Raw genomic sequence first — 24,448 nt, forward strand, 5'->3', positions numbered from 1 at the left:
ATGACTCTCCTCGAAGACCCCGTATGGCACGAGCGCATCCACCTCGACGGCTGGACCGCGGGCGGCGGCGGCACGACCGATGTCGTCGAACCCGCCACGGGGCAGCGGATCGGCTCGATCGGCAGCGCCACCGCCGACGACGTGGCCCGTGCGGCCGCCCGCGCCGCCGAAGCGCAGCGCGCATGGGCCCGGACCTCGCCCGCCGAGCGCGCCGCCGTGCTGCGCAGGGCCGGTGACCTGTTCGCCGAGCACGCCGAGGAGATCAAGGACTGGATCGTCCGCGAGGCCGGCTCGACCCGCGCCAAGGCCGCCGTCGAGACCGACTTCGCCGCCGCCGAGTGCTACGAGGACGCCGCCCTTCCCGCGCACCCGCTCGGCGACGTGCTCAGCAGCGGCGAACCGCGCTGGTCGTTCGCGCGCCGCGTGCCCGCGGGCGTCGTGTCCGTCATCGCGCCGTTCAACTTCCCGCTGATCCTCGGCATCCGCTCCGTCGCTCCCGCGCTCGCCCTCGGCAACGCCGTGCTCCTCAAGCCGGACCCGCGCACCGCCGTGTGCGGAGGTGTCAGCATCGTCCGCATCTTCGAGGAGGCGGGCCTTCCTGAGGGACTCCTTCACCTGCTGCCGGGCGACGCGAGCGTCGGCGCCGCCGTCGTCGAGGCCCCCGAGGTCTCCGTCGTCTCCTTCACCGGCTCGACCGCCGCGGGCCGCAAGGTCGGCGAGGCCGCCGCCCGGAACCTGAAGAAGGTCCACCTGGAACTCGGCGGCAACAACGCGCTCGTGGTGCTGCCCGGCGCCGACCTGCCCGCCGCCGCCTCGGCCGGCGCGTTCGGCTCGTACCTCCACCAGGGCCAGATCTGCATGGCCACCGGACGCCACCTCGTCCACGAGTCGCAGGCCGAGGAGTACGTGGCCCTGCTCGCCGAGAAGGCCGCGAACCTGCCCTTCGGCAACCCGGCGACCGGCGACGTCGCGCTCGGCCCGATCATCGACGGGCGGCAACTCGCCCACATCGACAAGGTGGTCACCGACAGCGTCGCCGCCGGGGCCCGTGTCGAGGCGGGCGGCAAGGCCGACGCCCCGTACTACCCGGCGACCGTGCTCACCGGACTCGACGACGACAGCCCGGCCTGGCGCGAGGAGATCTTCGGTCCCGTCGCTCCCGTGCGCACCTACCGCGACCTCGACGAGGCGGCCCGCATCGTCGACGCCTCGCCGTACGGCCTCTCCGTCGGCATCCTCGGCGATGTCGGCACCGCGATGACACTCGCCGACCGGATCAGCTCCGGCAAGGTGCACATCAACGAACAGACCGTCATGGACGAGCCCGCGGCGCCCTTCGGCGGTGTCGGCGACTCCGGCAACGGTTCCCGGTTCGGCGGCGCGCAGGCCAACATCGAGGCGTTCACCGAGACGCAGTGGGTGACCGTGCGCCCGCAGATCGCGCCGTACCCCTTCTGAACCCCGCAGAAGGACCCCGCAGCACCCCAGTCCCTGTCCCCCAGGAGCAGCGCGTCCCCGTCCCCATCCGCTCGTCCGGCAAGGAGCACGGCAATGACGACGTCTCCCACGCGGGCAGCCAGCACGGCGGTGCTGTGCTGGCTCACCGTTCTGCTCGAGGGATACGACCTGGTGGCGCTCGGCGCCACCATTCCCACCCTGCTCAAGACGCACCACCTCGGTTTCACCGCGGCCGATGCCACCGCGGTCGCCACCGTGTCCCTCGTCGGGGTCGCGGTCGGCGCCGCGGGGCTCGGCCCGCTCACCGACCGCTTCGGGCGGCGCGGCATGCTCATCGGCTCCGTGCTGCTGTTCTCGGTGTTCACCCTGGTGACACCGCTCGCCCCGAACGTGACGGTCTTCGCCGTCCTGCGCTTCCTCGCCGGGCTCGGCCTCGGCGCCTGCATGCCGGTCGCCCTGACCGTCATGTCGGAGAACCTTCCCGAACGCCGCCGCGCGAGCGCCAGCACCTTCACGATGACCGGCTACCACGTCGGCGCGGTGCTCACCTCCGTGCTCGCGCTCGCCGTCGCCGGGGACTGGCACTGGCTGTTCTACGGCGGGGGAGTGGCCGGCCTCCTCGTCGTCCCGCTGATGTGGTGGCGGCTCCCGGAGTCCGCCGCCTACCTCGCCGCGCGGCAGCAGCCCGACGCCGAACGCATCGGCATGCGCGACCTGCTCGGCCCGCGCGTCCGCCGCACCACCCTCGCCGTGTGGGGCGGCTCCTTCATGGGGCTGCTGCTCGTGTACGGGCTCAACACCTGGCTGCCCCAGCTCATGCGCAGCGCGGGCTACCCGATCTCCCAGTCCATCGCGCTCCTGCTGGTCCTCAACATCGGCGCCGTCATCGGGCTCGTCGTCGCGGGTGTCGTCGCCGACAAGTACGGCATCCGGCGCGTGGCCCGCATCTGGTTCGCGGCGGGCGCCGTCCTGCTCGCCGTCCTGAGCCTGCGCATCGGGTCCGGTCTGCTGCTGAACGCGCTGGTGCTGCTCACCGGCGTCTTCGTGTTCTCCGCTCAGGTCCTCATCTACGGGTACGTGGCCCACGTCTTCCCGGCCCGCACCCGCGGCACCGCGCTCGGCCTCGCCTCCGCGGTGGGCAGGCTCGGCTCGATCACCGGCCCCTTCGTCACCGGCGCCCTCGTCACGGCGGGCATCGCCCACCCGTGGGGCTTCTGGTTCTTCGCGGGCGTCGCGGCCCTCGGCCTCGGCGCGATGCTGCTGCTGACCGCGCCGACGGCCGAGGACCGGGCCGGAGCGCCGAGCGCCGCGTTCACCAGCTGAACGCCCCGGCAGGACGGCCGGACCCCGTGCCAGACTCGGCCTCATGAAGATCAGAGACATCGAGGACGGGGACTGGGAACGGATCTGGCCGTTCTGGCAGCGGATCGTGCGCGCGGGCGAGACCTACGCCTGGGCCCCCGACACCGGCGAGGCCGAGGCCCGCGCCCTGTGGACCGAGGGCGCGGGCAAGCGCGTCCTCGTCATGGAGGACGACGCGGGCACCGTCGTCGCGAGCGCCTACCTGAAGCCCAACTACGGCGGCCCGGCACGGGAAGTCGCCAACGCCGGGTTCATGGTCGACCCCGACCAGGGCGGCCACGGCTACGGCCGCACGCTCGCCGAGTACGTCCTGACCGCGGCCAGGCAGGACGGTTACCGCGCGATGGTGTTCAACGCCGTCGTCGAGACCAACCCGGCCGTACGGCTGTGGACTTCGCTCGGCTTCGCGATCCTCGGCACGGTGCCCGACGCGTTCGACCACCCCCGGGACGGCAGGGTCGGGCTGCACATCATGCATCGCGCGCTGTAGCGCCGCAGGGCGGTGCGGACACGGGACACCAGCTGAGTTAGGGTTACCTAACCAACGGGGTGGTTCCCGTGTTCTTCACCTGCCTTCAAGGAGCCCGCATGACGGCGACGCCCGCCGCCGAGCAGCCCACCGCCCCCGCGCCCGCCCGGCCGAGGGACCCGCGCCGCTGGCTCATCCTGGGCGTGATCTGCCTCGCCCAACTCGTCGTCATCCTCGACAACACGATCCTCAACGTCGCGGTCCCCACCCTCACCGACGACCTCGGCGCGGGCACCGCCGACGTCCAGTGGATCATCAACGCCTATGTGCTGGTGCAGGCCGGACTGCTGCTCGCGGCCGGGGCCGCCGCCGACCGCTACGGCCGCAAGAAGCTGCTCCTGACCGGCCTCGTGCTGTTCGGCGCGGGCTCGCTCGCCGCCGGACTCGCGCAGAGCACCGGCCAGTTGATCGCCGCACGCGCCGGCATGGGCATCGGCGGCGCCTTCCTGCTGACCACCACCCTCGCGGTGGCCGTGCAGGTCTTCGACGACGACGAGCGCGTCCGCGCCATCGGCGTCTGGGCCGCCGTCAACGCCCTCGGCTTCGCGGCCGGTCCGCTGGTCGGCGGCGTCCTGCTCGCGCACTTCTGGTGGGGCTCCCTCTTCCTCGTCAACGTGCCCGTCGTACTGATCGGCCTGTGTGCCGTCGGCGTTCTCGTACCGGAGAGCAGGGCCGATCAGAGCCACCGCCCCGACCTGCTCGGCGCGCTGCTTTCGACGGTCGCGATGGCCTCGCTCGTCTACGCCGTCGTCTCGGGCCCCGACCACGGCTGGTCGTCCCCGTACGTCCTCGCGGGCGCGGCGCTCGGCGTGTGCGCGCTGACCGGGTTCGTGTTCTGGGAGCGGCACGTCACCGACCCCATGCTCGACATGGGCTTCTTCCGGGACCGGACCTTCACCGGAGCCGTGTTCGGCGCCGTACTGATCACCTTCGGCAGCGGGGGAGCGCTCTTCCTGCTCACCCAGCAGCTCCAGTTCGTCCTCGGGTACGGCCCCTTGGAGGCCGGTCTGCGCACCGCGCCGTTCGCGCTCACCGTGGTCCTGCTGAACTTCACCGGCCTGTCCGCCCGGTTGAGCAAGCGGCTCGGCATTCCGGGGTCCGTGGCCCTCGGGATGACGCTCCTCGCCTCCGGGCTCGCCGCCGTCGCGCTCGCCGGGCGGGTCGTGGACGGGTACGGGGGACTGCTCGTCGGGCTCGTCCTCATGGGCGTGGGCTGCGCGCTCGCCAACCCGGCGATGGCCGTGGCCGTCCTCGGCTCGATCCCCCGGGAGAAGGCGGGAGCGGGCGCCGGCATCCAGGGCACGGTCACCGAGTTCGGCAACGGCCTGGGCGTCGCCGTCCTGGGCGCCGTGCTCAGCGCCCGCTTCTCCGCGCTCGTCCCGGTCGCCGCGGCCTCACTGCCCGCCGCGCTCGCCGCGACCGACTCGGCGGCCGAACGCCACACGGTGAAGCGGTCGTTCGGCTCCGCCCTGGAGACCGGTCAACTCGTCGGCGCGGCCGCCGTGCTGACCGGCGGCCTCGTCGCGGCCGTGCTGCTGCGCCGGGCGGAACACACCACGCGGCCGGAACCCGAGCCCGTCGCGGACGCGACGGTCACAGATCCAGCGTGAGCCGCTCGCCCTTCGCCCGCGAGACACACACCATCATCGTCTCGTTGGCGTCCCGCTCCGCGGCGGTGAGCACACTGTCGCGGTGGTCGACCTCCCCGGCGAGCACATCCGTCTCGCAGGTGCCGCACGTCCCCTCCGTGCACGAGTACAGGACCTGGATCCCGGCCTCCTGCAAGGTGGCGAGTACCGTCCGGTCCGCCGGAACCCGCACCGTCCGCCCACAGCCCGCGAGTTCCACCTCGAACGCCGTGTCACCGCTGGTGTCGGTGTCCGTCGGCGCGAACCGCTCCGTGCGCAGCGCCTCGGCGGGCACCAGCGCCTCCACGGCCGTGAGCAGGGGCTCGGGGCCGCAGGCGTAGACGAGTTCACCGGGTCGCAGGTCGGCGAGGACCGCCGGGAGGTCAAGCAGCCCCTCGACGAGTTCGATCCGCCCGGCGGGGTGCCGGGCGGTCAACTCCTCGGCGAACGCCATGGTGTCCCGCGAGCGGCCCCCGTAGGCGAGGGACCACTCGGCGCCCTGCCCGGCCGCCGTGGACAGCATCGGCACGATCGGCGTGATGCCGATGCCGCCTGCCACGAACCGGTAGGCGGGCGCCGGTTCGAGCCGGAAGTGGTTGCGCGGCCCACGGGCCCGTACCGTCGCCCCTTCCTGAAGCTCGCCGTGCACATGCGCCGAGCCACCCCGCCCGTCCTGCTCGCGCAGCACGGCGATCCGCCAGGAGTGCGCGTCGCCGCCGCACAGCGAGTACTGCCGTTCAAGACCCTCGGCCTCGGACAGGATCAGGTCGATGTGGGCGCCCGCCTCCCACGCGGGCAGCGGCGTGCCGTCCGGGCCCCGCAGGAGCAGGGAGACGACGCCGACGGCCTCCTGGCGGCGTTCGGCGACGACGAGGTCGTACGTGTCGAGCGGGTCGCTCACTGGGTGCGGTCCTTCGGGTCGGTGGTCTGCGGATGGTCGGGGTGGGCCAGCATCCACTCCCACATGGCGACCGGGTCCTCGCTGGTGTGCCGCGCGCCGCAGTGGCAGCTGCCGTCGAGGAGGTCGGTGCCGGGGAGCCATTCGATGCGGTAGACGGGCCGTGTCATTCGGCGGCCAGCTTCGTGAGGATGCGGCGCGCGGCCAGGCCACCCGTGTCGATGTTGATGCTCAGCTCCTGGTACCCCTCCGGTTCGGTGTCCAGGGTGCGCTGCAGCAGATTGAGCGCGTCCACGTCCTGCATGACGACCGTGTGGTTGAAGTCCCGCAGGAACGTGGTGACTTCGTCGTCCTCCGTCGCGAAGTTCCGTGACACCGCCCAGAAGTCGTACACCTTGCCGGGCGAGGACGGGGTGATCGCGTACGTGATCTCCGTGCGGAACGCGGGGGTCTCCTGCCCCGACGGGCTGATCGTGCTGTGCAGCAGATACAGGCACGGCGCGTGGTACTCAATGTCCTGGCGCCGGTCGATGCGGCCCTCGATGCCGGTGGAGCGGGCGTAGAACGGCGGGCACTCGGCGTCCTTCATGTGCCGCGACACCCGCACGATGCCGGACTCCTCGTCGACCTCCGTGGTGATGGGTGTCTCGGCGACCTCGGGGGTGCCGATGTAGCCGCCGTGCAGATACGTCTCGTGCGACAGGTCCATCAGGTTGTCGACGAGCAGCATGAAGTCGGCGTCGATCGGCTCCATGCCCTCCACGGTCACGAAACCGTCCGCGACCAGGTGCGGGGCGCGCGGGATCACATCGGGGTCGGCCTGCTCCGGGTCACCGACCCACACCCACACCATCCCGTCGACCTCCGCGACCGGGTACGAACTCACCCTGGCCGTACGGGGGACCCGCTTCTGCCCCGGCACGAACACACACGTGCCGGTCGTGTCGTAGGTGAACCCGTGGTACCCGCACACCACCCGGTCCCCGTCGAGGCCGCTCGCCGACAGCGGGTAGCGGCGGTGCACACAGCGGTCCGCGAGGGCCACCGGCTCCCCGGCCTCCGTGCGGTAGAAGGCGATCGGCTCCCCGAGGACCGTCCGGCCGAGCAGCTCCCGGCCCACCTCCTTCGACCACGCGGCGACGTACCACTGATTGCGGGCGAAGGCCGAACTGGCGCTCATGACGGGCGTCCCTCCTGTCACCGCGCGCGGCACCGTCGCCGCGCGTCGCAGACCACAGTGGTGACCCGGGCCACAGCCCCACAACCACGCTTCCGTCAGACGGAAGCCGGGCGTTCACCCGAGACGGGTTGCCAGCCCAGGGCCCGCGAAATACCGCGACCGGCCAGCTGCACCGCCGGAATCAGCGCAGGCGTCCGCGCACCCTCTACCGGTACGACGACGGAGACCGCCGCGACGACGTCGCCACGCGGCCCGCGCACCGGGGCCGCCACCGACAGGGCGTCGCCCGTGATCTGACGGTCGCTCACCGCGACGCCGCCGCGCCGCACTTCGGCGAGCATCCGGCGCAGCCGCGCCACGTCGGTGACGGTGTACGGCGTGAACGCGGCGAGTCCGCCCTCGGGATAGCGGTCCTGAAGGTCGAGCCCGGCGTGCGCGAGCAGCACGAGACCCACGCCCGTCGCGTGCAGCGGCCAGCGCGCGCCGACCCGCGAGTGCACCCCCACCGCCGAACGGCCCGACAGGCGCTCGATGTAGACGACCTCCAGGCCGTCGCGGACCGCGAGGTGCACGTTCTCGTGTGTGGCCTCGTACAGGTCCTCCAGGAAGGGCAGCGCGGCCTGGCGCAGCCCGAGACCGCGTGGGGCGAGCGCCGCGATCTCCCACAGCCGCAGCCCCACGTGGTAGTTGCCCGCCTCGTCGCGCTCCAGGGCGCCCCAGCGGGTCAGTGCGCCGACGAGCCGGTGCGCGGTGGGCAGCGGAAGGTCGGCGCGGTGCGCGAGTTGGGTCAGCGTGAGGGACGGGTGGTCCTGGTCGAAGGCGCCGAGCGCGTCGAGCAGCCGGTCGCTCGCGGAACGTGTCACGGCCCGGCCCTACCCGGTCGGGAAGCGGTCGCGCAGAAAGTCCAGGAGCACGGCGTTGAACAGCTCGGGTTGCTCGACGCCCGGCAGGTGCCCGGCCCCGTCGATCACCCGCAGCACCGAGCCCGGCACCAGCTTCACGATCTCCTCGGCGTCCGAAACGGGCGTGTAGGCGTCGTCCGCGCCGACGACGACGAGCGTGGGGACGCGGACGTCGGGGAGGCTCTCGCGGTAGTCGGGGCGCTCGGCCCGCCCGCGCAGCGCAGCGGCCGCCCCGCGCGGATCGGTGACCTGCATCATGCCGAGGACATGGGCGGCGGTCTGCGGCAGCGCCGCCACGTTGTACCGCGCGAGCATCTTGTCGATCACCTCGTCCGCGTACCCGCCCATGCCCTCGGCGAGCAGCCGCACCGCGAGCCGGTTGCGGTGCTCCTTGCCCTCGGGGGTCTCGGCGGGCGCCGAGGTGTCGGACAGTACGAGGGCGCGGGCGCGGTCGGGGTGCCGCAGCTGGAACTCCATGGTGATCTGGCCGCCCATCGACACACCACCGACCACGGAGGAGTCGATCCCCAGCTCGTTAAGGAGCCCGGCGATGTCGTCGGCGAAGCGCGCGAGCAGCACCTGCCCCGGAGTGACATCGCTCTCGCCGTACCCGCGCAGATCCGGGGTGAGCACCCGGTACCCGGCCGCCGCGAGCGCCTCGGCCTGCGGGGCCCACAGGGTCCGGTTGAACGGATGGCCGTGGATCAGCACCACCGGGACACCGTCCGCCGGGCCGTGGTCGTCGTACCGCAATACGGTGCCGTCCAGCGTGAATCGGGGCATGACGTGCTCCTGGTTGGTGGGACCCGCGCGGGGTGAACGCCGGAACCGTACGGTGCGGGCCTCGGCGCGATCAAGAGTGTTGCCCGGTCAGAGCGGCAGGGCAAGGGTGTGTCGGGCGGGCCGGAAGTGCACGGGAACCGCTGGTGGGGCACCTCTTTAGACTGGATGTGCCGTGCCCTCGCACCGCGGCCCGGCACACCGCACCACGGAACCAGGAACCATCGTGAGCACCCAGCAGCACCGGCCGAGCGCCACCACCCCGCCCGACATCCGCCTGATCGTCACCGACATGGACGGCACCCTCCTGGACGGCGACGGGAACGTACCGGACTCCCTCTGGCCGCTCCTGGCCGAGCTGAACGACCGGGGCATCGCCTTCTGCCCCGCCAGCGGCCGGCAGTACGCCACCCTCGCCGCCCAGTTCGACGCCGTGGACGACGGCGGCATGGTGTACGTCGCGGAGAACGGCGCGTACGTGGTGCGCGGCGGCGCCGAGGTCAGCTCCGACCCGCTGGAGCCTGCCGTCGTCGAGTGGATCGTCAAGGCGATGCGCCAGCTCGTCGACGAGGGCGGGGTCGACGCGGGGGTCGTCGTCTGCGGCAAGCGGTCCGCGTACGTGGAGCGCTCCGACGAGGCGTTCATGGAGCAGGTCCGGAAGTACTACGCCGCGCACGAGGTCGTGGACGACGCCACCGCCGTCGAGGACGAGTTCGTCAAGGTGGCGCTCTTCGACTTCGGTGACGCGCAGGACACCACCGCCCCGGTCCTCGCGCCGCTGGCCGACACGCACCAGGTCGTGGTCTCCAGCAAGCACTGGATCGACGTCATGAACCCGGCCGCGAACAAGGGCGCCGCCGTTCGCAGGCTCCAGGACGCCCTCGGCATCACGCCGGCGCAGACCATGGTGTTCGGCGACTACCGCAACGACCTGGAGATGCTGGACACCGCCGACTGGTCCTACGCCATGGCCAACGCCCACCCCGACGTCCTCGCCCGGGCCCGCCTGCGCGCCCCCGCCAACACCGAGAACGGCGTTGTCCGCACCGTCCGTGACCTGCTCGGACTCGCGGCGCAGGGTTAAGTTACTGAACCGTAACCTTCCGGGTGCTACCCCTGGTAACAGCGGTCTGGATAGCGTCCGCCCAGGCGTGTGGCGACGGTGGGACGACCGCCTGCGACGCGCCGTCGGCCTGCCCGATGTTCCGGCCGACAGCCGCCAGGCGGGGGTCCGCCCCCGCCCGTAGCCCGGAGGTTCGCCTTGCCCGCCGCCCCCACCCGCCTGCTGGCCGCCGCCGTCACCGTCGCCGCATGTGTCGGCGCCCAGGCCGTGCCGGCCGCGGCCGCCACCGGTTCGGACAACTCCGCCGACACGGTCTCGCGCGGTGTCACGATCCCCGCGTTCTACAACCCGCCCGCCGAACTGCCGGACGCCGACGGAACGTTGATGCGCAGCGAGGCGCTCCCGCTCGCGCTGAGCCTGCCCGGCCTCGACGGACCGCTGCCGGGCCGGGCGACCCGCATCATGTACAAGACCACCGACTCGAACGGGAAACCGGCCGCGTCCACGGGTGCGTACATCGAGCCCAGCGCCAAGTGGCGCGGCTCGGGGCCCCGCCCGCTCGTCGCGCTCGCCCCCGGCACGCAGGGGCAGGGCGACCAGTGCGCCGCGTCGATGGGCCTCGAACACCCCCTGCGGGTCAACGGGCAGACGCTGGTGGCCGGTTACGAGGACCTGGCGATCTACCGGCTCCTCGCCAAGGGCGTCGCCGTCGTCGTCACCGACTACATCGGCCTCGGCGCCACCGACCGCCTGCACACCTACGTGAACCGGGTCGACGAGGCGCACGCCGTGCTCGACGCCGTGCGCGCGGCCCGCGCCGTCAAGGACACCACCGTCACCAGCGGTTCGCGGGTCGGCCTCTTCGGCTACAGCCAAGGCGGTGGCGCCACCGCGGCCGCCGCCGAACTCCAGCCCACCTACGCGCCCGATGTCACGCTCTCCGGCACGTACGCGGGAGCCCCGCCCGCCGATCTGACCGCGACCACCAAGGCCATCGACGGCACCGACCTCGTCGGGGCGCTCGGCTGGTCGCTCAACGGATTCCTGCAGTCCGACCCGGAGCTGCGGGCGATCGCCGACAAGCACCTGAACGACAAGGGGCGCGCCGCACTGAAGGACCTCTCCACGGCCTGCGTCGGCGACGCCATCCTCGGCTACTCGTCCCAGAAGAGCTCGACCTGGACGAAGGACGGCCAGAGCCTCGAAGACATCATCAAGGCCGAACCGCGCCTCCAGGAGTTCCTCGCCCAGCAGCGCATCGGCACCGTCAAGCCGCAGAGCCCGGTCCGCGTCGCCACCGGTGTCAGCGACAACCTCGTCCCGCACGCCCAGGCACGCCAGTTGGCCGCCGACTGGTGCGGGCGCGGTGCGCAGGTCACGTACAAGGCGGTGAACACGCCGGACGTCGGCCGCGCCCTGATCAACCACTTCGCCCCGCTGCTCACCGACCAGGGCCCGGCGATCGACTGGCTCGCCGACCGTCTCTCGGGCGAACCGGCGGCATCCACCTGCGCCCAACTTCCCGCGCAGCGCTGACCGTACGGGCGGGTGCGGGCCGTGGCACGATGACGGTCCACCGCACCCGTCCGAAGGGAACACCGTGGCCCGCGCCGTCACCCTGATCCGTACCGACGCCCTCTCCGACGTCGCGCAGTACGCGTACGCGGCGACCGCGCCCGCCGAGGCGCGGCTCGTCTTCCTCGCCGGATCCTGCCCGCTGGCGAAGGACGGATCGACCGTCGCCGTCGGCGACTACGCCGGTCAGGCCGCGAGCTGCGTCGAGAACATGCGGGTCGCCCTCGACGCGGCCGGCGCCACACTGGAGGACGTCGTCAACACCCGTGTCCTCGTGGCGTCGACGCGGCAGGAGGACCTGGTCACGGCCTGGAACGTGGTGCGCGACGCCTTCGGGGAGCACGACGTGCCCAGCACCCTGATGGGTGTCACCGTGCTCGGCTACGCCGACCAGCTCGTCGAGATCGAGGCCGTGGCCGCGGTCGTCGACTGAACCGGCCCACCGACATGCGTATGCCCCGACCGGCGCACCGGTCGGGGCATACGCGAGTGGATCAGGCGGACGTCACCTTCACCGGCTCCGTCTCGGCGGAACTGTGCCGTTCCGCCCAGTTCTCCAGGGCCGTACGGCACGCATGGTCCAGGTGGTGGACACCGGACAGGTTCAGCTCGACGGGACGATTCTGCGGCAGCGCCTCCAGGCTGTCGAGGATCTTCGGCAGCTTCAGGAAGGTCGCGTTGCCGGTCAGGTGGGCCTGGATCGGGCCCGCACCCTTGTCTATGACCTCGAGCTTGACGTGCGAGGCGTCCCAGGCGGTCTTCACGACCGACAGGGCGAGGCCGATGAGCACGCCCTCGAACATGCTGATCGCCACGATCGACACCGCGGTGACGACCAGGATCAGCGCCTCACCGCGATGCTCGCGCCACAGCCGCACCAGTGCCCGTACGGGAACCAGCTTCGCCCCGGCGTGCACGAGCACACCCGCGAGGGCCGGGATCGGGATGTAGGCGAGCAGTGCGGGCAGCAGCGCCGCGAACAGCAGCAGCCACACGCCGTGCAGCACACGGGACGCCTTGGTCTTGGCGCCCGCCTGCACATTGGCCGAGCTGCGGACGATGACCGCGGTCATCGGCAGCGCGCCGAGCACACCGCACACCGCGTTGCCCGCGCCCTGGGCGAGGAGTTCCTTGTCGTACTTGGTGCGCGGACCGTCGTGCATCCGGTCCACGGCCGCGGCGCTGAACAGCGACTCGGCGGACGCGATGAGCGTGAACGCCACGACCGTGCCGAGCACACCGACGGTGACGAGGTCACCGAACGCGTCGAGGGGCGGCGGCTGGATCGAACCGATCAGACCGCTGACCTCGACCATGGCGACGGGCGCGTTGAACACGAACGCCGCCAGCGTCGCGAGGCCCACCGCGGCGAGCGGCCCCGGCACGACGCGCGCCTTCTTCGGCATGTACTTCCACAGCACCAGGACCGCGACGGTACCGGCGCCCAGGGCGAGCGAGACCAGTGCGCGTGTACTGCCGAGCGCGTCGATGAACGCGGCCGGGAGTCCGGCTATCTTGCCGAGCCCCGACTCCGGGGCCTTCGCGTCGAGGACCGAGTACAGCTGGCCCGCGATGAGCACCAGGCCGATGCCGGCGAGCATGCCCTCGACGACCGAGACCGAGATGGCCCGGAAGTACCGGCCCACCTTCAGCGCGCCCATGGCGATCTGCAGCAGGCCGGTCGCCAGCACGATGGCACCGAGGACCGGCAGGCCGAACTCCTGCACCGCTTCGTACACGAGCACGGTCAGACCGGCGGCCGGCCCCGACACCTGGAGGCTGCTGCCCCGCATGAGGCCGGTGACGATACCGCCGACGATGCCGGTGATCAGGCCGAGTTCGGCGGGTACACCGGAGGCGACGGCGACACCGACGCACAGCGGAAGCGCCACCAGGAACACGACGAGCGAGGCGGTGAAGTCCGCCTTGAGATGAGGGAACTTGGGTGGTGATGCGTGGGGGGTGGTTTCAGTCATGACGGCGCTCACAGAGTCTCGAACGTGTCGGATTCGGCGCGGTGTTCGCGCACGCCGCCGGTGTGGACCTCGTAGTACCAGCCACGCAGCGTGAGGCGGCCGTCGGCGAGCCGGCGCTCCACACACGGGTAGGAGCGCAACCGCAGCAGCTGGGCGAGGACGTGCTGTTGGACACCCGAAGCGACCGTGACGTCGGCCGGGTCGCAGGCGCCGGGCTCGTCCGCGGCGTGCGCGAGCCAGTCCCGGACGGCGGGCACGGCCGCGAGGTCGTCGCCGCGCACCAGCGCGCCGACCGCCCCGCAGTGCGAGTGGCCGCACACGACGATGTCCTGGACGCCGAGGACTTCCACGGCGTACTCGATGGTGGCGGTCTCCCCGCAGGGGCTGCCGTTGGTGTAAGGGGGCACGATGTTGCCCGCGGTACGGAGCTCGAACAGCTCACCGGGGCGCGCGCCCGTGATCAGGGCCGGCACGACGCGAGAGTCGGAGCAGGTGATGAAGAGCACCTGCGGGGACTGGCCGTCGGCGTGACTGGCGAACTCCTCAGGGCGCGAGCCGAAGATACGGGCGTTGTCGATGAGGGGCTGCATGTGTGGTGATTCCTCCTGGCGCGCCGAAGAGGCGCGTCGGACGGGCAGGACAGGTCGTAAAGCACGTGCCTGTCAGCAGCGGAAGACCTGGAGCGACGCCGCTGACAACTCGTCGATGGATCTGTCCGGGCGGGTGTACGAGGCGTGCGCGGACGTGCCCGCGGGGGGCGCGGGCACCTCGGGCGCGGGTGCCTGGGCACAGCAGCACGGGAGTTGAGCCGTGCCGGATGCCGCCCGGTGCCGGTCGCGGCTGCGGATCACTTCGGCGGGACTCTGGAGGCCGCCGGTTCCTTCGCTCTGACAGGCGCGCACATCGGCCGGAGCCGTGACCGTGGCATGTGCGGGCGCGAACGGTTGTGCGGACGCGAAGAGGGGGAACGCCAGCAGCACGGCGACACAAAGTGCCACCGCTGCGCGCGTCTTCCCACCTCGCGACATGTTTTTCCCCGCGCCTCTCTCACCAAGAATGTGTCAACGTACGGTCAACTGAAGGTCAAGAGCCAGGTTAACTGTGCAAAGGTGGCTCGTGGGTTAACTCGGTGTTTCGGCTCGAAGGATGCGTGAAAGATGGGGGTGTTTTGGCGCGAATGACACCCCTAGACTCGCGATCATGAGTGAGGTCACCACAAAAGCCGAGACACCCCAAATCACCGACGACACAACCCTGTTCGGCACCATGTCCACGATGCGCGCCATGCGCCGGCTGCGCGCGGAGCCCGTCCCCGACGAACTGCTGGAAAGGCTGATTCAGGCAGCCGTGTGGGGTCCCAGTGGGGGCAACATGCAGCGCTATGAGTACGTCGTGGTCACCGACCCGACAGTTATGGCGGAACTGGAACCTTTGTGGAGTCGATGTGTGGACGCCTACTTGGCGACCACCGGCAAGCACGCGCCCGAGGGCATGGACGAGGCGGCGTACGCGCGGATGGTGGCCGCCATCGAGTACCAGCGCGACCACTTCGCCGACACACCGGCGCTCGTCATCCCCTGCTACCAGTTCCCCCCGCCGCGCGTCGACGAGGAAGGACTCGCCGCCTCGGCCGCCGCGCTCGGTCCCGCCGCGACCGCCGCGATGGCGGCCACGCAGGAGCGCTTCGCCGCGCTCGCGGAGGGCTCCTGCGTCTACCCCGGCGTACAGAACCTGCTGCTCGCCGCGCGCGGCCTCGGACTCGCCGCCAACATCACCGTCTGGCACCTGATGCTGGAGGACGAGTGGAAGGCCGCGCTCGGCATCCCCGACGACATGCGGACGTTCGCCGCCATTCCGATCGGCTGGCCGCTCGGCCGGTTCGGCCCGGTGCGCCGCAGGCCCGTCGAGGACGTGGTGCACCGCAACCGCTGGTAGGTCACCCCTCGGCGGCGTCGCTCCGCGCGAGCCGGACCTCGCGGCCCTTCCAGCGCTCGCGCAGCCAGCGGTCGTGACAGGCGACGACGATCGCGCCGGGGCCGGGTCCCAGCGCGTCCTCCAACTCGTCGCACAGCGTGGGGGACAGATGGTTCGTCGGCTCGTCGAGCAGCAGCAGTTCCGGCGGGTCGGCGACCAGCAGCGCGAGCGCGAGCCGACGGCGCTGCCCGACCGACAGGTGCCCCACGGGCTTGTCGAGGTCCGCGGGTCGCAGCAGCCCGAGCCCGGCCAGCGGCACCGCCTCGGCCCGCGCGAAGCCGAGCTCCCGCGCGTACGTGTCACGTGCGGTGTGCCCGGGCCGGGCGAACACGGAGTCCTGGGCGAGCAGCCCCACCGACAGTCCGGTACGTCGATGTGTTGCGCCCCGCGCCGTGAGCTGCCCGGCGAGCACCGCCAACAGGGTCGACTTCCCCGTCCCGTTGGCGCCGGTCACCAGCAGGCGGTCCTCGGGTGTCACGTCCAGCCGGTCCAGCGACAGCCGGCCGGGGACATGGACATCGCGCAGGGACACCAGTGGCTCGTCGGTGTCGTCGGACGGCATGTCGGCGAGTCGGTCGGGCCGGAAGCGCAGCGGTGGGGGAGGAGCGGCGACCTGCGTGCGTTCCAGTTCCTCCAAGCGGCGGGTGGCATTGCGGACGCGGCGGGAGATCTGGCTCTGCACCCGGTTGGCGCGGACGCCGTACCCCATCTTCTCGTTGTCGCGCGGACCGCGGTCGGGGGCGACGCGGCGCGCCGAGACACCGGCCGCGTGCCGCAGCGCCTCCAACTCCTCCTGCTCCTCGGCGAACCGTCGCTCCCAGCGCTCCCGCTCGGCCCGCTTCTCGGCGCGGTAGGCGCTGTAGCCGCCGCCGAAACGCACCGGGCCGTCCACCGCCGGATCGAGGTCGACGAGATCCGTGCAGACGGCGTCGAGGAACGCGCGGTCGTGGCTGGCGAGGACGACCACGCCGGGCAGGGCCCGCACCTGTTCCTCCACGAACAGCGCGGCGTCGTCGTCGAGATGGTTCGTCGGCTCGTCCAGGAGCAGCGCGGCGGGTCGGCGCACGAGCAGCGCGGCCAGGGCGAGCCGGCCGCGCTGACCGCCGGAGAGCGAACCCAGGGTGCGGGTGTGCGCGAACGTCCCGAGTCCGACACCGGCGAGCGTGATCGCGGCGCGCCGGTCCGCGTCCCACGCCTCGCGCTCCCGCGCGCTCTCCAGCAGACGGCCGTAGGAGTCGAGGAGTTCGCCGTAGACGTCCGAGTCCTCCGGTGTGTGCGCGAGCTGTTCCCCGAGCCGGTCGAGTTCGGCGAGTTCGGCGCGGGTCTCGCGCAGGGCGTCGTCCAGTACGTCCGCGATCGTCGTCGTGGCGTCGTACGGCGCCTCCTGCTGGAGGAAGCCGAGATCTGGCGGTCGGACGACGCTGCCGGAGTCGGGGGCGTCCACACCGGCCAGCAGGCGCAGCAGGGTCGACTTGCCGACCCCGTTCTCGCCGATGAGGCCGATACGGCGGCCGGGCGCCGCGGTGAGCGACACACCGTCGAGGACGCGACGGGTGCCGAGGGTGCGCGTCAGGTCGTGGGCGACGAGGGCAGGTTGAGACATGAGAGATGTGCTCCGTTCGACGTGAATGGTCCGGGCCCGCCGGGCGTACGCCTCGGGGCGGGCCGTGTCGGCACGCCGACGGTTCACATCTCGGGCGCCCCCGCATCGGTCAACGCGCCATCGGCAAGGCGGAGTTGGCGCTCCACGCCGATCCGGGCCAGGAACCGCTCGTCGTGGCTGACGACCATGAACGCACCCATGTAGGAGCCGAGCGCGCTCTCCAGCTGACCGACGCCGACCAGATCGAGATTGTTCGTCGGCTCGTCGAGCAGCAGCAGCTGTGGCGCGGGCTCCGCGCACAGCACGCAGGCCAGGGTGGCCCGCAGCAGCTCCCCGCCCGAGAGCACCCCGACCGGCAGATGCGCGCGCGGTCCGCGGAACAGGAACCGGGCCAGCAGATTCATCCGCTCCGCCTCCGGGCGCCCCGGCGCGAACGCGGCGAAGTTCTCCGCGACGGTGCGCTCGGGGTCGAGCAGGTCGAGACGCTGCGACAAATAGGCGATCCGCCCGTCGGCCCGCTTCACGCTGCCGCTGCTCGGCCGGAGGTCACCGCTGACGAGCCGCAGCAGGGTGGTCTTCCCCGACCCGTTGGGGCCGGTCAGCGCGATGCGTTCGGGGCCGCGCACCATGAGGTCGACGCCCTCGGCGGCGAACAGGTCCTGCTCGCCCCTGCGCACCTGTGCGTGCTCGGCATGGACGAGGGTGCGTCCCGCGGGGACCTTCGTGTCGGGGAGGTCGAGGACCAGGCGGGGATCGTCGCGCACGGCGCGCTCCGCCTCGTCGAGCCGCGCCTTCGCCTCGCCGACGCGCGCGGAGTGTGTCTGCCCGGCCCGGCCCGCCGACTCCTGGGCGCCCCGCTTCATGTTCCCGGCGAAGATCTTCGGCAGTCCGGCGCTCTTCAGGTTGCGGGCGGCGTTGCTCGCGCGGCGCTCGGCGCGCTCGCGGGCCTGCTGCATCTCCCGCTTCTCGCGCTTGACCTCCTGTTCGGCGTTGCGGACATTCTTCTCGGCGACCTCCTGCTCGGCGCGGACCGCCTCCTCGTAGGCGGTGAAGTTGCCGCCGTACCAGCGCAGCTCGCCGTGGTGCAGCTCGGCCGTGCGCTCCATGCGGTCGAGCAGGGCGCGGTCGTGGCTGACCAGCAGCAGGCAGCCGGTCCAGCGCTCCAGCACGTCGTACAGGTGGCGGCGGGCGTCGAGGTCGAGATTGTTGGTCGGCTCGTCGAGGAGCAGCACGTCGGGCCGGCGCAGCAGTTGGGCGGCGAGGCCGAGGGAGACGATCTGGCCGCCGCTGAGCGTGTCGAGGCGCCGGTCGAGGGCGAGCGCGCCGAGACCCAGGGAGTCGAGCTGGGCGCGGGTGCGCTCCTCGATGTCCCAGTCGTCGCCGATGACGGTGAAGTGCTCCTCGCTCACATCCCCGGACTCGACGGCGTCCAGGGCGCGGACGACCTCGGCGACACCCAGTACCTCGGCAACGGTGAGCGAACCGGCCAGCGGCAGGTTCTGCGGGAGATGGCCGAGCACACCGTGCACGGTCACCGAGCCGCCGGTGGGCACGAGTTCACCGGCGATCAGCTTGAGCAGTGTGCTCTTGCCCGCGCCGTTGGGCGCGACGAGCCCGGTGCGGCCGGACGGCACGGAGAAGGACAGGCCGTCGAACACCGGAGTGTCGTCGGGCCAGGAGAAGGACAGGTTCGAGCAGACGACGGAAGCGTCGGACACGGAAGGAGACCTCGCGTGGGAGACGGGCAGACCGAAACGGCTGCCCGGAACAGGAAAAGGGGACGACTGAGAGGCCACCGGGGCGGTGCTTCCACGCACCGGCCGCTGGCCCGACGGAGCCGGGTATCACCCGGAGATGTCGTCGTCCACCGCCATGTTCGTTCTCCTCGATACGAGTCAAAGGTCCGAGAACACTAACAGGTGGGGTCCCGCGGTCACCAGCTCAACGGGTAACGCACCGGGTGTCCGCCGATCCGGCCCGGCAGCATTCCGACCGCGACCAGCAGTACGGCGGCGAGCGCGAGAAGGGGGAGGAACGGGAGCGGGTGCGGGGCCTGCAGCACGACGATCGCGGCGGTGGCGGCGGCGGGGGAGTGGGAGAGATGGGTCAGCATCATCGCCCCGAGAGAGAGCCCGGCGGCGACGGCCGCGCCCCAGCCGTTGCTCCCGGTCACCGCCAGCGTCCCGAACCCGATGGCGGCGGAGATCAGCTGGCCCCCGACGAGATTGCGCGGCTGCGAGATCGGCAGGCCTGGGGCGCCGTGCACCAGGGCGGCGCTGGCGGCGAGCGGGGGTATGAGGAGCGGCTGCCGCAGCAGCACCCCGACACCCACCAGCACCAGCAGGGCACCGATCGCGAAGACGGTGGCGCGCAGGGCGTGCAGGGGGTGGGGCCGGGGCACGGCGGACGGGGGCGTGGACATGCGATCTCCGGGCAGGGGGAAGCGGGGTCCCGGTGATCATAAACAGACTGTTGAAGCCCGGACACATCCCTTGCCTCTGAGGCAAGAGTGCTGCTCAGAAGTGTGTGGCGTACATCGCACGACACGTGTGCCGTGCGTCGCCACACGAGGGGATGTCGTCGCGGCGGGTCCGCCACCCTCGCCGGTCACTGCCGCCGGTTGTCCTCCGCGATCCGTGTCGCCCGCGAGCGCACGTCCTCCTCGGACAGGCCCGCGTCGCACACGATCGTCATCACGCTGCCGTCGTCCAGCGACACCTGCCGCATCTCGACGCCCAACATCCGTGACCGCTGCGGCTCTTCGTCGGACATGAGAGCTCCTCACGGTCGACGTGGCACCGTGCCACGTCGACTCAACAATTGACGAACTGCCACGGTAGACACACCGGGTGGGGTACGTGGTGCACCGGCGGGGCGCAGTCACACGTTCGGGCCCGTGGACGTCACCGGACGGCCTGGTGTGCCGCCTCCGTCTCGGTGTCCGCGTCGCTCGTGCGCAGGGCGCCGCCCGCCGTCTCCAGGTGGGCGCGGACGAACCACTGGAACTGCTCCAGCTCCCGCAATTGTCCGATCAGCAGGTCCTGGGTGGCCGGGTCGATCCTGCCGGTCTGCTCGACCGCCTTGCGGACGTCGCCGATGACACCCGTGTACACGACGTCGAGCGCGCCGAGGTGGGCGATGGCGTCCGCCCGGCCGACGCTGTAGTCCTCCCAGGTCCGGGCGGCGACGAGCACACCGGGCGTGCCGTGGCTGACCCCGCCGAGCGCCGCGGTGCGCTCCGCGACGTCGTCCGCCATGTCGCGGACCTTGTCGACCTGCGGGTCGACCATCTCGTGGACGGCGATGAAGTGCGGGCCGACGACGTTCCAGTGGATGTGCTTGAGGGTGAGGTGCAGATCGTTCAGGGCGTGCAGGCGCAGCTGCAGGATGTCGATGAGCTCTCCTGCCTCGGCCACGGTGAGGCCGGGCACGGTGTACTTCGGGTTGCTCCGCAGAGGCATGGTGCATTGCTCCCTTCGGACTTCGATCGGGGTGAGCTGCACTGACGGACTACCCCGCATGCGGGATCCATGCCTGATCGGCGCCGATCGTGGGGCCGCCCCCGGGGTTCCCCAGGGAGTAAGGTTAGGCTAACCTTCAGTCCGTGAGATCTGGTGAACGCGCAGGCAGCGCCCCTAGTCCGCGCGGTCACGAACTGTCGGCCGAGCACGTGACCGTGTCGTACGACGGAGTCGACGTCGTACACGACGCGGCCCTCGTCCTCAGACCCGGCGAAGTGACCGCCCTCGTCGGCCCCAACGGCAGCGGCAAGTCGACGCTGCTGCGGGCCATCGCCCGGTTGCAGAGCCCCCGGCACGGCACACTGACCCTCGACGCGGGAACGTCCGACGCCGCCGACGGCTTCGACCTCACCGCCCGTCAGTTCGCCCGCCGCGTCGCCCTGTTGACGCAGAGCAGGCCCACACCGGGCGGGCTCACCGTGCGCGACGTCGTCGAGTTCGGCCGCTACCCCTACCGCGGCCGCTGGGGGCAGGCGGACACCGAGGGCCCCGAGGTCGTCGACCGGGTCCTCGCGATGACCGGCGTCGAGGACCTCGCGGACCGGGGCGTCGACCAGCTCTCCGGCGGGCAGTTGCAGCGCGTGTGGCTGGCCGGCTGCCTCGCGCAGCAGACCGGCGTGCTCCTCCTCGACGAGCCGACCACCTACCTCGACCTGCGCTACCAGGTCGAACTCCTCGACCTCATCCGGGACCTGGCGGACGACGGCGGCATCGCCGTCGGCGTCGTCCTGCACGACCTCGACCAGGCCGCGGCCGTCGCCGACCGGATCGCGCTGCTCAGCGCGGGCCGTGTCATCGCCGACGGCGTCCCCGAGGACGTCCTGCGCTCCGAGCGCCTCACCGAGACGTACGGGATCCGCGTCGACGTCGACACCGACCCCTTCACCGGACGGCTGCGCACCCGCGCCATGGGCCGTCACCACAGCAGAAGCGAAAGGCTCCAGAGCACCTCATGAGACGCCCCCTGATCGCCCTGGCGAGCGCCGCCGCCGCGGCCCTCGTCCTGTCCGCCTGCGGAAGCTCCGAGCCCGCGAAGACCGGAGCCGACTCGAAGTCCGAGAAGATCACCCTCACCGGTGCGGACGGCAAGAAGGTCAGCCTCGACGGCCCGGCCACCAAGGTCGTCGGCACCGAGTGGAACGTCGTCGAGTCCCTCCTCACGCTCGGCGTCGACCCCGCGGGCGTCGCCGACGTCAAGGGCTACAAGGCCTGGGACACCGCCGCGCCGCTCACCAACTCGCCCAAGGACATCGGCACTCGGGGCGAGCCCAGCATGGACAGCATCGCGGGCCTCACCCCCGACCTGATCATCTCCACCACCGATCTCTCGGCGTCCGCGGTCAAGCAGATGAAGAAGATCGCCCCCGTCCTCCAGGTGAAGTCCGCCGACGGCAAGGACCAGGTCGGCACGATGTTCGACACCCTCGACACCATCGCGAAGGCCACCGGCAAGGAGGACGAGGCCAAGGCAGCCAAGAAGGCGTACGAGTCGAAGCTCGCCGAGGGCAAGAAGGCCCTGAAGGACGCGGGCGCCGACGGCTCGAAGGTCGCCGCCGCCGACGGCTACGCCGCCTCCAACCAGGTCTCCGTGCGCGCGTTCACCAGCAACTCCCTGCTCGGTGCCGTCAACGAAGACCTCGGCCTGAAGAACGCCTGGAAGGTCAAGGGCGACAAGGACTACGGCCTGGCCACCACGGACGTCGAGGGCCTCACCGGGCTCGGCGACGACGTGCAGTTCACGTACATCGGCAACAAGAAGGCCGGCGGCTCCGACGTCTTCACCAAGGACCTCGCCGACAACTCCGTGTGGAAGTCGCTGCCCTTCGTGAAGTCCGGCGATGTGCACCGGCTGCCCGACGGAACCTGGCTGTTCGGCGGCCCGAAGTCCATGGAGCAGTACATCGACGGCGTCGTCGCCGCCCTGACGAAGAAGTAGGCCCGTGGCCGTCACCGCACCACCCCGCGCCCTCGCGCAGCCCCGGCTCGGCGGCGCCGCGGTGACGGCGGGGCTCGTCCTCCTCGTCGCCGTGCTCGCCGTCGCCGACATCGCCTACGGGACGGCCGACGTCGGCGCCCGCCAGGTGTGGCAGGCCCTCACCGGCCACGCCGAGGCGGGCGACGCCTCCGTCGTCGTCGCCTCCCGGCTGCCCCGCATGGTGGCCGGGCTGCTCGTCGGCGTGGCGCTGGGTGCGGCGGGCGCCGTGCTCCAGGCGGTCAGCCGCAATGTGCTCGCCTCGCCCGACACCCTCGCCGTCAACGCCGGTTCGTACCTCGCGCTCGGCGTGCTCACGGCCAGCGGCGTCACCGCGTCGGTGTTCACGTCCTCCGCGGTCGCGTTCCTCGGCGGGCTCGCCGCGGCGGCCGTCGTGCTCACCCTCGCCGGGCGCGGCGCCACCACCGTCCGCCTCGTCCTCGCGGGCAGTGCCCTCGCCCTCGGCCTCAACGCCGTCACCGAGGCGCTGCTCCTGCTCTTCCCCGAACAGACCGACGGCCTCTACCAGTGGGGCCAGGGCAGCATCGCCCAGAACGGCTTCGCGGGCGTCGCCCGCATGGCACCGATCGTCCTCGCCGCGCTCGTCGGCCTGGTGCTGCTCGCCCGCCGCGTCGACGGACTCGCCCTGGGCGACGACGCGGCGCGCGGCCTCGGCATCCCGGTGCGCGGCACCCGCGTCACCGCGGTCGTGCTCGCCGCGCTCCTGTCGGCGGCCGCGGTCACCCTGGCCGGGCCGATCGGCTTCGTCGGCCTGTGCGCCCCGGCCCTGGTCAGGCCGCTCGCCCGCCGGGTGCGCGCGCTCGTACGGCACCGGGTGCGGATCCCGGTGGCCGGACTCGTCGGCGCCGCGCTCGTGCTCGGCTCCGACCTGCTGCTGCGTGTCGTGACGTCCGCACAGGTCGCGGTCACCGTGCCGACGGGCGTGGTCACCAGCGTCGTCGGCGCGGTGTTCCTGGTCGTGATGGCGCTGCGGCTGCGCGACGGGGACGCCGCCGCGCCACCGGACCGGATGCGCATACCGAGCCGGAAGGTCTTCGCGGTCACCGTGGTCGCGCTCGTGGCCGTAACCGTCGGCGTGACCATCGGTGGTGTCCTCCTCGGCGACAGCACCCTGCTCCTCGGCGACGTCGCCAACTGGACCCGCGGGCAGGCGGAGCAGGCCATCACGTTCGTCCTCGACACCCGGGTGCCGCGCGTCCTCGCGGCGCTGTGCGCGGGCGCGGCGCTCGCTCTGTCCGGCACCCTCGTGCAGTCGGTGACCCGCAACCCGCTCGCGGAACCCGGTGTCCTCGGGGTGTCCGGCGGCGCGGCGCTCGGCGCGGTCCTGCTGGTCACCACCATGCCCGGCGCCGGGTCGTGGTCCATCGCCGCGGCGGCGTTCGCCGGTGCGGGTGTCACGGCCGCCATCGTGTTCGGGCTCTCGGCCAAGGGCGGCTTCCAGCAGAGCCGGCTCGTCCTGGTCGGCGTCGGCACGGCGTCGGGGACGGCCGCCCTGATCAGCCTCCTGATCGTGCTCACCGACCGGTTCAGCGCGACCAAGGCCCTGGTGTGGCTGTCGGGATCGACGTACGGGCGCAGCTTCCCGGACCTCGTGCCGGTCGCGGCCGTGCTCGTCGTCGCCGCGGTGCTCGCCGTCGTCCGGCGCAGGGAACTCGACCTCGTCTCCCTCGACGCGGACACGCCGCGCCTGCTCGGCCTCGACCTCGCGCGCGGACGCCTCGGCTTTCTGCTGCTCAGCGTGGTGCTCAGCGCGACGGCGGTCGCCGCCGCGGGCACCATCGGCTTCGTCGGCCTGGTGGCACCGCACGCGGCCCGCGCCCTGGTGGGGCGCAGACATGTGCGTGTCGTGCCCGTCGCGATGCTCCTCGGCGCCGCGCTGGTCTGCGTCGCGGACCTGCTGGGCCGCACCGTGATCGCCCCCGCCCAGCTGGGCGCGGGCCTGATGACGGCCGTCGTCGGCACGCCGTACTTCGTGTACCTGCTGGTGCGCGGGCGCCGCTGACGCC

Annotated in this window: 24 protein-coding genes; 11 read left to right on the plus strand and 13 right to left on the minus strand. The window is 72.0% G+C overall.

Going from position 1 to position 24,448, the window contains the following annotated elements:
• The 4 genes from ACY34M_RS20150 to ACY34M_RS20165 all read left to right on the plus strand — a co-directional run bounded on the left by ACY34M_RS20150 (nt 1) and on the right by ACY34M_RS20165 (nt 4,959).
• Complete coding sequence (locus ACY34M_RS20150; protein WP_462722287.1) at nt 1-1,458, plus strand: aldehyde dehydrogenase family protein; 1,458 nt, start codon at nt 1-3, stop codon at nt 1,456-1,458.
• Between the two features lie 93 nt (nt 1,459-1,551).
• The gene (locus ACY34M_RS20155) at nt 1,552-2,781 is read left to right on the plus strand and encodes an MFS transporter (protein ID WP_462722286.1); all 1,230 of its coding nucleotides are present in this window, start codon (nt 1,552-1,554) and stop codon (nt 2,779-2,781) included.
• 43 nt (nt 2,782-2,824) lie between these two features.
• The gene (locus tag ACY34M_RS20160) at nt 2,825-3,310 is read left to right on the plus strand and encodes an N-acetyltransferase family protein (RefSeq protein WP_462722285.1); all 486 of its coding nucleotides are present in this window, start codon (nt 2,825-2,827) and stop codon (nt 3,308-3,310) included.
• 98 nt (nt 3,311-3,408) lie between these two features.
• Nucleotides 3,409-4,959: an MFS transporter gene (locus ACY34M_RS20165; RefSeq protein WP_462722284.1), complete on the plus strand. Its 1,551-nt coding sequence runs from the start codon at nt 3,409-3,411 to the stop codon at nt 4,957-4,959.
• Here the strand turns inward: ACY34M_RS20165 and ACY34M_RS20170 are convergent.
• The 5 genes from ACY34M_RS20170 to ACY34M_RS20190 form a co-directional block, all read right to left on the minus strand.
• A complete protein-coding gene (locus ACY34M_RS20170) occupies nt 4,943-5,878 on the minus strand; it encodes a PDR/VanB family oxidoreductase (RefSeq protein WP_462722283.1) in 936 nt (311 codons plus the stop codon). The two genes, ACY34M_RS20165 and ACY34M_RS20170, sit on opposite strands and share 17 nt — an antisense overlap.
• Nucleotides 5,875-6,045 carry a hypothetical protein gene (locus tag ACY34M_RS20175; RefSeq protein ID WP_462722282.1) on the minus strand — a complete coding sequence of 57 codons (171 nt, stop codon included), beginning with the start codon at nt 6,043-6,045 and terminating at the stop codon, nt 5,875-5,877. Before ACY34M_RS20175 ends, ACY34M_RS20170 begins: the two co-directional genes overlap by 4 nt.
• A complete protein-coding gene (locus ACY34M_RS20180) occupies nt 6,042-7,055 on the minus strand; it encodes an aromatic ring-hydroxylating dioxygenase subunit alpha (protein ID WP_462722281.1) in 1,014 nt (337 codons plus the stop codon). The genes ACY34M_RS20175 and ACY34M_RS20180 overlap by 4 nt, the downstream gene beginning before the upstream one ends.
• Nucleotides 7,056-7,150: 95 nt before the next feature.
• Nucleotides 7,151-7,918 (minus strand): IclR family transcriptional regulator, encoded by a 768-nt coding sequence (locus ACY34M_RS20185; protein WP_462722280.1) that lies wholly within the window; start codon nt 7,916-7,918, stop codon nt 7,151-7,153.
• A gap of 9 nt (nt 7,919-7,927) precedes the next feature.
• Entirely contained in the window at nt 7,928-8,740 is an 813-nt protein-coding gene (locus ACY34M_RS20190) for an alpha/beta fold hydrolase (protein ID WP_462722279.1), read from the minus strand.
• A gap of 223 nt (nt 8,741-8,963) precedes the next feature.
• On the opposite strand from ACY34M_RS20190, the gene ACY34M_RS20195 reads away from it, so the two are divergent.
• The 3 genes from ACY34M_RS20195 to ACY34M_RS20205 all read left to right on the plus strand — a co-directional run bounded on the left by ACY34M_RS20195 (nt 8,964) and on the right by ACY34M_RS20205 (nt 11,808).
• Nucleotides 8,964-9,821 carry a Cof-type HAD-IIB family hydrolase gene (locus ACY34M_RS20195; RefSeq protein WP_462722278.1) on the plus strand — a complete coding sequence of 286 codons (858 nt, stop codon included), beginning with the start codon at nt 8,964-8,966 and terminating at the stop codon, nt 9,819-9,821.
• Nucleotides 9,822-9,998: 177 nt separating this feature from the next.
• Nucleotides 9,999-11,336 (plus strand): lipase family protein, encoded by a 1,338-nt coding sequence (locus ACY34M_RS20200; RefSeq protein WP_462722277.1) that lies wholly within the window; start codon nt 9,999-10,001, stop codon nt 11,334-11,336.
• Between the two features lie 64 nt (nt 11,337-11,400).
• Nucleotides 11,401-11,808, plus strand: coding sequence for a RidA family protein (locus tag ACY34M_RS20205; protein ID WP_462722276.1), 408 nt, complete (start codon nt 11,401-11,403; stop codon nt 11,806-11,808).
• A gap of 61 nt (nt 11,809-11,869) precedes the next feature.
• Here the strand turns inward: ACY34M_RS20205 and ACY34M_RS20210 are convergent, their stop codons facing one another.
• The 3 genes from ACY34M_RS20210 to ACY34M_RS20220 form a co-directional block, all read right to left on the minus strand.
• Nucleotides 11,870-13,351, minus strand: a complete 1,482-nt coding sequence (locus ACY34M_RS20210; RefSeq protein WP_462722275.1) for a SulP family inorganic anion transporter — start codon at nt 13,349-13,351, stop codon at nt 11,870-11,872.
• 8 nt (nt 13,352-13,359) lie between these two features.
• Nucleotides 13,360-13,941 carry a carbonic anhydrase gene (locus ACY34M_RS20215; protein ID WP_462722274.1) on the minus strand — a complete coding sequence of 194 codons (582 nt, stop codon included), beginning with the start codon at nt 13,939-13,941 and terminating at the stop codon, nt 13,360-13,362.
• Between the two features lie 72 nt (nt 13,942-14,013).
• A complete protein-coding gene (locus ACY34M_RS20220; RefSeq protein ID WP_462722273.1) occupies nt 14,014-14,349 on the minus strand; it encodes a hypothetical protein in 336 nt (111 codons plus the stop codon).
• 202 nt (nt 14,350-14,551) lie between these two features.
• On the opposite strand from ACY34M_RS20220, the gene ACY34M_RS20225 reads away from it, so the two are divergent.
• Nucleotides 14,552-15,286 carry a nitroreductase family protein gene (locus tag ACY34M_RS20225; RefSeq protein ID WP_462722272.1) on the plus strand — a complete coding sequence of 245 codons (735 nt, stop codon included), beginning with the start codon at nt 14,552-14,554 and terminating at the stop codon, nt 15,284-15,286.
• 1 nt (nt 15,287) lies between these two features.
• Here the strand turns inward: ACY34M_RS20225 and ACY34M_RS20230 are convergent, their stop codons facing one another.
• The 5 genes from ACY34M_RS20230 to ACY34M_RS20250 form a co-directional block, all read right to left on the minus strand.
• Nucleotides 15,288-16,928, minus strand: a complete 1,641-nt coding sequence (locus ACY34M_RS20230; protein ID WP_462722271.1) for an ABC-F family ATP-binding cassette domain-containing protein — start codon at nt 16,926-16,928, stop codon at nt 15,288-15,290.
• Between the two features lie 83 nt (nt 16,929-17,011).
• Nucleotides 17,012-18,646, minus strand: a complete 1,635-nt coding sequence (locus ACY34M_RS20235) for an ABC-F family ATP-binding cassette domain-containing protein (RefSeq protein ID WP_462722270.1) — start codon at nt 18,644-18,646, stop codon at nt 17,012-17,014.
• A 215-nt stretch (nt 18,647-18,861) separates the two neighbouring features.
• Nucleotides 18,862-19,350 carry an HPP family protein gene (locus tag ACY34M_RS20240; protein WP_462722269.1) on the minus strand — a complete coding sequence of 163 codons (489 nt, stop codon included), beginning with the start codon at nt 19,348-19,350 and terminating at the stop codon, nt 18,862-18,864.
• A gap of 185 nt (nt 19,351-19,535) precedes the next feature.
• A complete protein-coding gene (locus ACY34M_RS20245; protein ID WP_462722268.1) occupies nt 19,536-19,700 on the minus strand; it encodes a hypothetical protein in 165 nt (54 codons plus the stop codon).
• A 131-nt stretch (nt 19,701-19,831) separates the two neighbouring features.
• Nucleotides 19,832-20,389 carry a Dps family protein gene (locus tag ACY34M_RS20250; protein ID WP_462722267.1) on the minus strand — a complete coding sequence of 186 codons (558 nt, stop codon included), beginning with the start codon at nt 20,387-20,389 and terminating at the stop codon, nt 19,832-19,834.
• A gap of 215 nt (nt 20,390-20,604) precedes the next feature.
• Between ACY34M_RS20250 and ACY34M_RS20255 the strand changes: the two genes are divergently transcribed.
• From ACY34M_RS20255 to ACY34M_RS20265, 3 genes are read left to right on the plus strand one after another with little or no spacing between them, the layout of a single operon-like run.
• On the plus strand, nt 20,605-21,405 hold the full coding sequence (locus tag ACY34M_RS20255) for an ABC transporter ATP-binding protein (protein ID WP_462722266.1): 801 nt from the start codon (nt 20,605-20,607) through the stop codon (nt 21,403-21,405).
• Nucleotides 21,402-22,385, plus strand: a complete 984-nt coding sequence (locus tag ACY34M_RS20260; RefSeq protein ID WP_462722265.1) for an ABC transporter substrate-binding protein — start codon at nt 21,402-21,404, stop codon at nt 22,383-22,385. Before ACY34M_RS20255 ends, ACY34M_RS20260 begins: the two co-directional genes overlap by 4 nt.
• 4 nt (nt 22,386-22,389) lie before the next feature.
• Nucleotides 22,390-24,444, plus strand: coding sequence for an iron ABC transporter permease (locus ACY34M_RS20265; protein ID WP_462722264.1), 2,055 nt, complete (start codon nt 22,390-22,392; stop codon nt 24,442-24,444).
• Nucleotides 24,445-24,448: the final 4 nt, after the last annotated feature.

The organism is Streptomyces sp. EDA2-14 (assembly GCF_054963755.1).

Bases quoted from the DNA above. Each gene is read 5' to 3' on its own strand.
- ACY34M_RS20150 (WP_462722287.1), top strand. From the start codon at position 1: ATGACTCTCCTCGAAGACCCCGTATGGCACGAGCGCATCCACCTCGAC.
- ACY34M_RS20155 (WP_462722286.1), top strand. From the start codon at position 1,552: ATGACGACGTCTCCCACGCGGGCAGCCAGCACGGCGGTGCTGTGCTGG.
- ACY34M_RS20160 (WP_462722285.1), top strand. From the start codon at position 2,825: ATGAAGATCAGAGACATCGAGGACGGGGACTGGGAACGGATCTGGCCG.
- ACY34M_RS20165 (WP_462722284.1), top strand. From the start codon at position 3,409: ATGACGGCGACGCCCGCCGCCGAGCAGCCCACCGCCCCCGCGCCCGCC.
- ACY34M_RS20175 (WP_462722282.1), bottom strand. From the start codon at position 6,045: ATGACACGGCCCGTCTACCGCATCGAATGGCTCCCCGGCACCGACCTC.
- ACY34M_RS20180 (WP_462722281.1), bottom strand. From the start codon at position 7,055: ATGAGCGCCAGTTCGGCCTTCGCCCGCAATCAGTGGTACGTCGCCGCG.
- ACY34M_RS20190 (WP_462722279.1), bottom strand. From the start codon at position 8,740: ATGCCCCGATTCACGCTGGACGGCACCGTATTGCGGTACGACGACCAC.
- ACY34M_RS20210 (WP_462722275.1), bottom strand. From the start codon at position 13,351: ATGACTGAAACCACCCCCCACGCATCACCACCCAAGTTCCCTCATCTC.
- ACY34M_RS20215 (WP_462722274.1), bottom strand. From the start codon at position 13,941: ATGCAGCCCCTCATCGACAACGCCCGTATCTTCGGCTCGCGCCCTGAG.
- ACY34M_RS20225 (WP_462722272.1), top strand. From the start codon at position 14,552: ATGAGTGAGGTCACCACAAAAGCCGAGACACCCCAAATCACCGACGAC.
- ACY34M_RS20230 (WP_462722271.1), bottom strand. From the start codon at position 16,928: ATGTCTCAACCTGCCCTCGTCGCCCACGACCTGACGCGCACCCTCGGC.
- ACY34M_RS20240 (WP_462722269.1), bottom strand. From the start codon at position 19,350: ATGTCCACGCCCCCGTCCGCCGTGCCCCGGCCCCACCCCCTGCACGCC.
- ACY34M_RS20245 (WP_462722268.1), bottom strand. From the start codon at position 19,700: ATGTCCGACGAAGAGCCGCAGCGGTCACGGATGTTGGGCGTCGAGATG.
- ACY34M_RS20250 (WP_462722267.1), bottom strand. From the start codon at position 20,389: ATGCCTCTGCGGAGCAACCCGAAGTACACCGTGCCCGGCCTCACCGTG.
- ACY34M_RS20260 (WP_462722265.1), top strand. From the start codon at position 21,402: ATGAGACGCCCCCTGATCGCCCTGGCGAGCGCCGCCGCCGCGGCCCTC.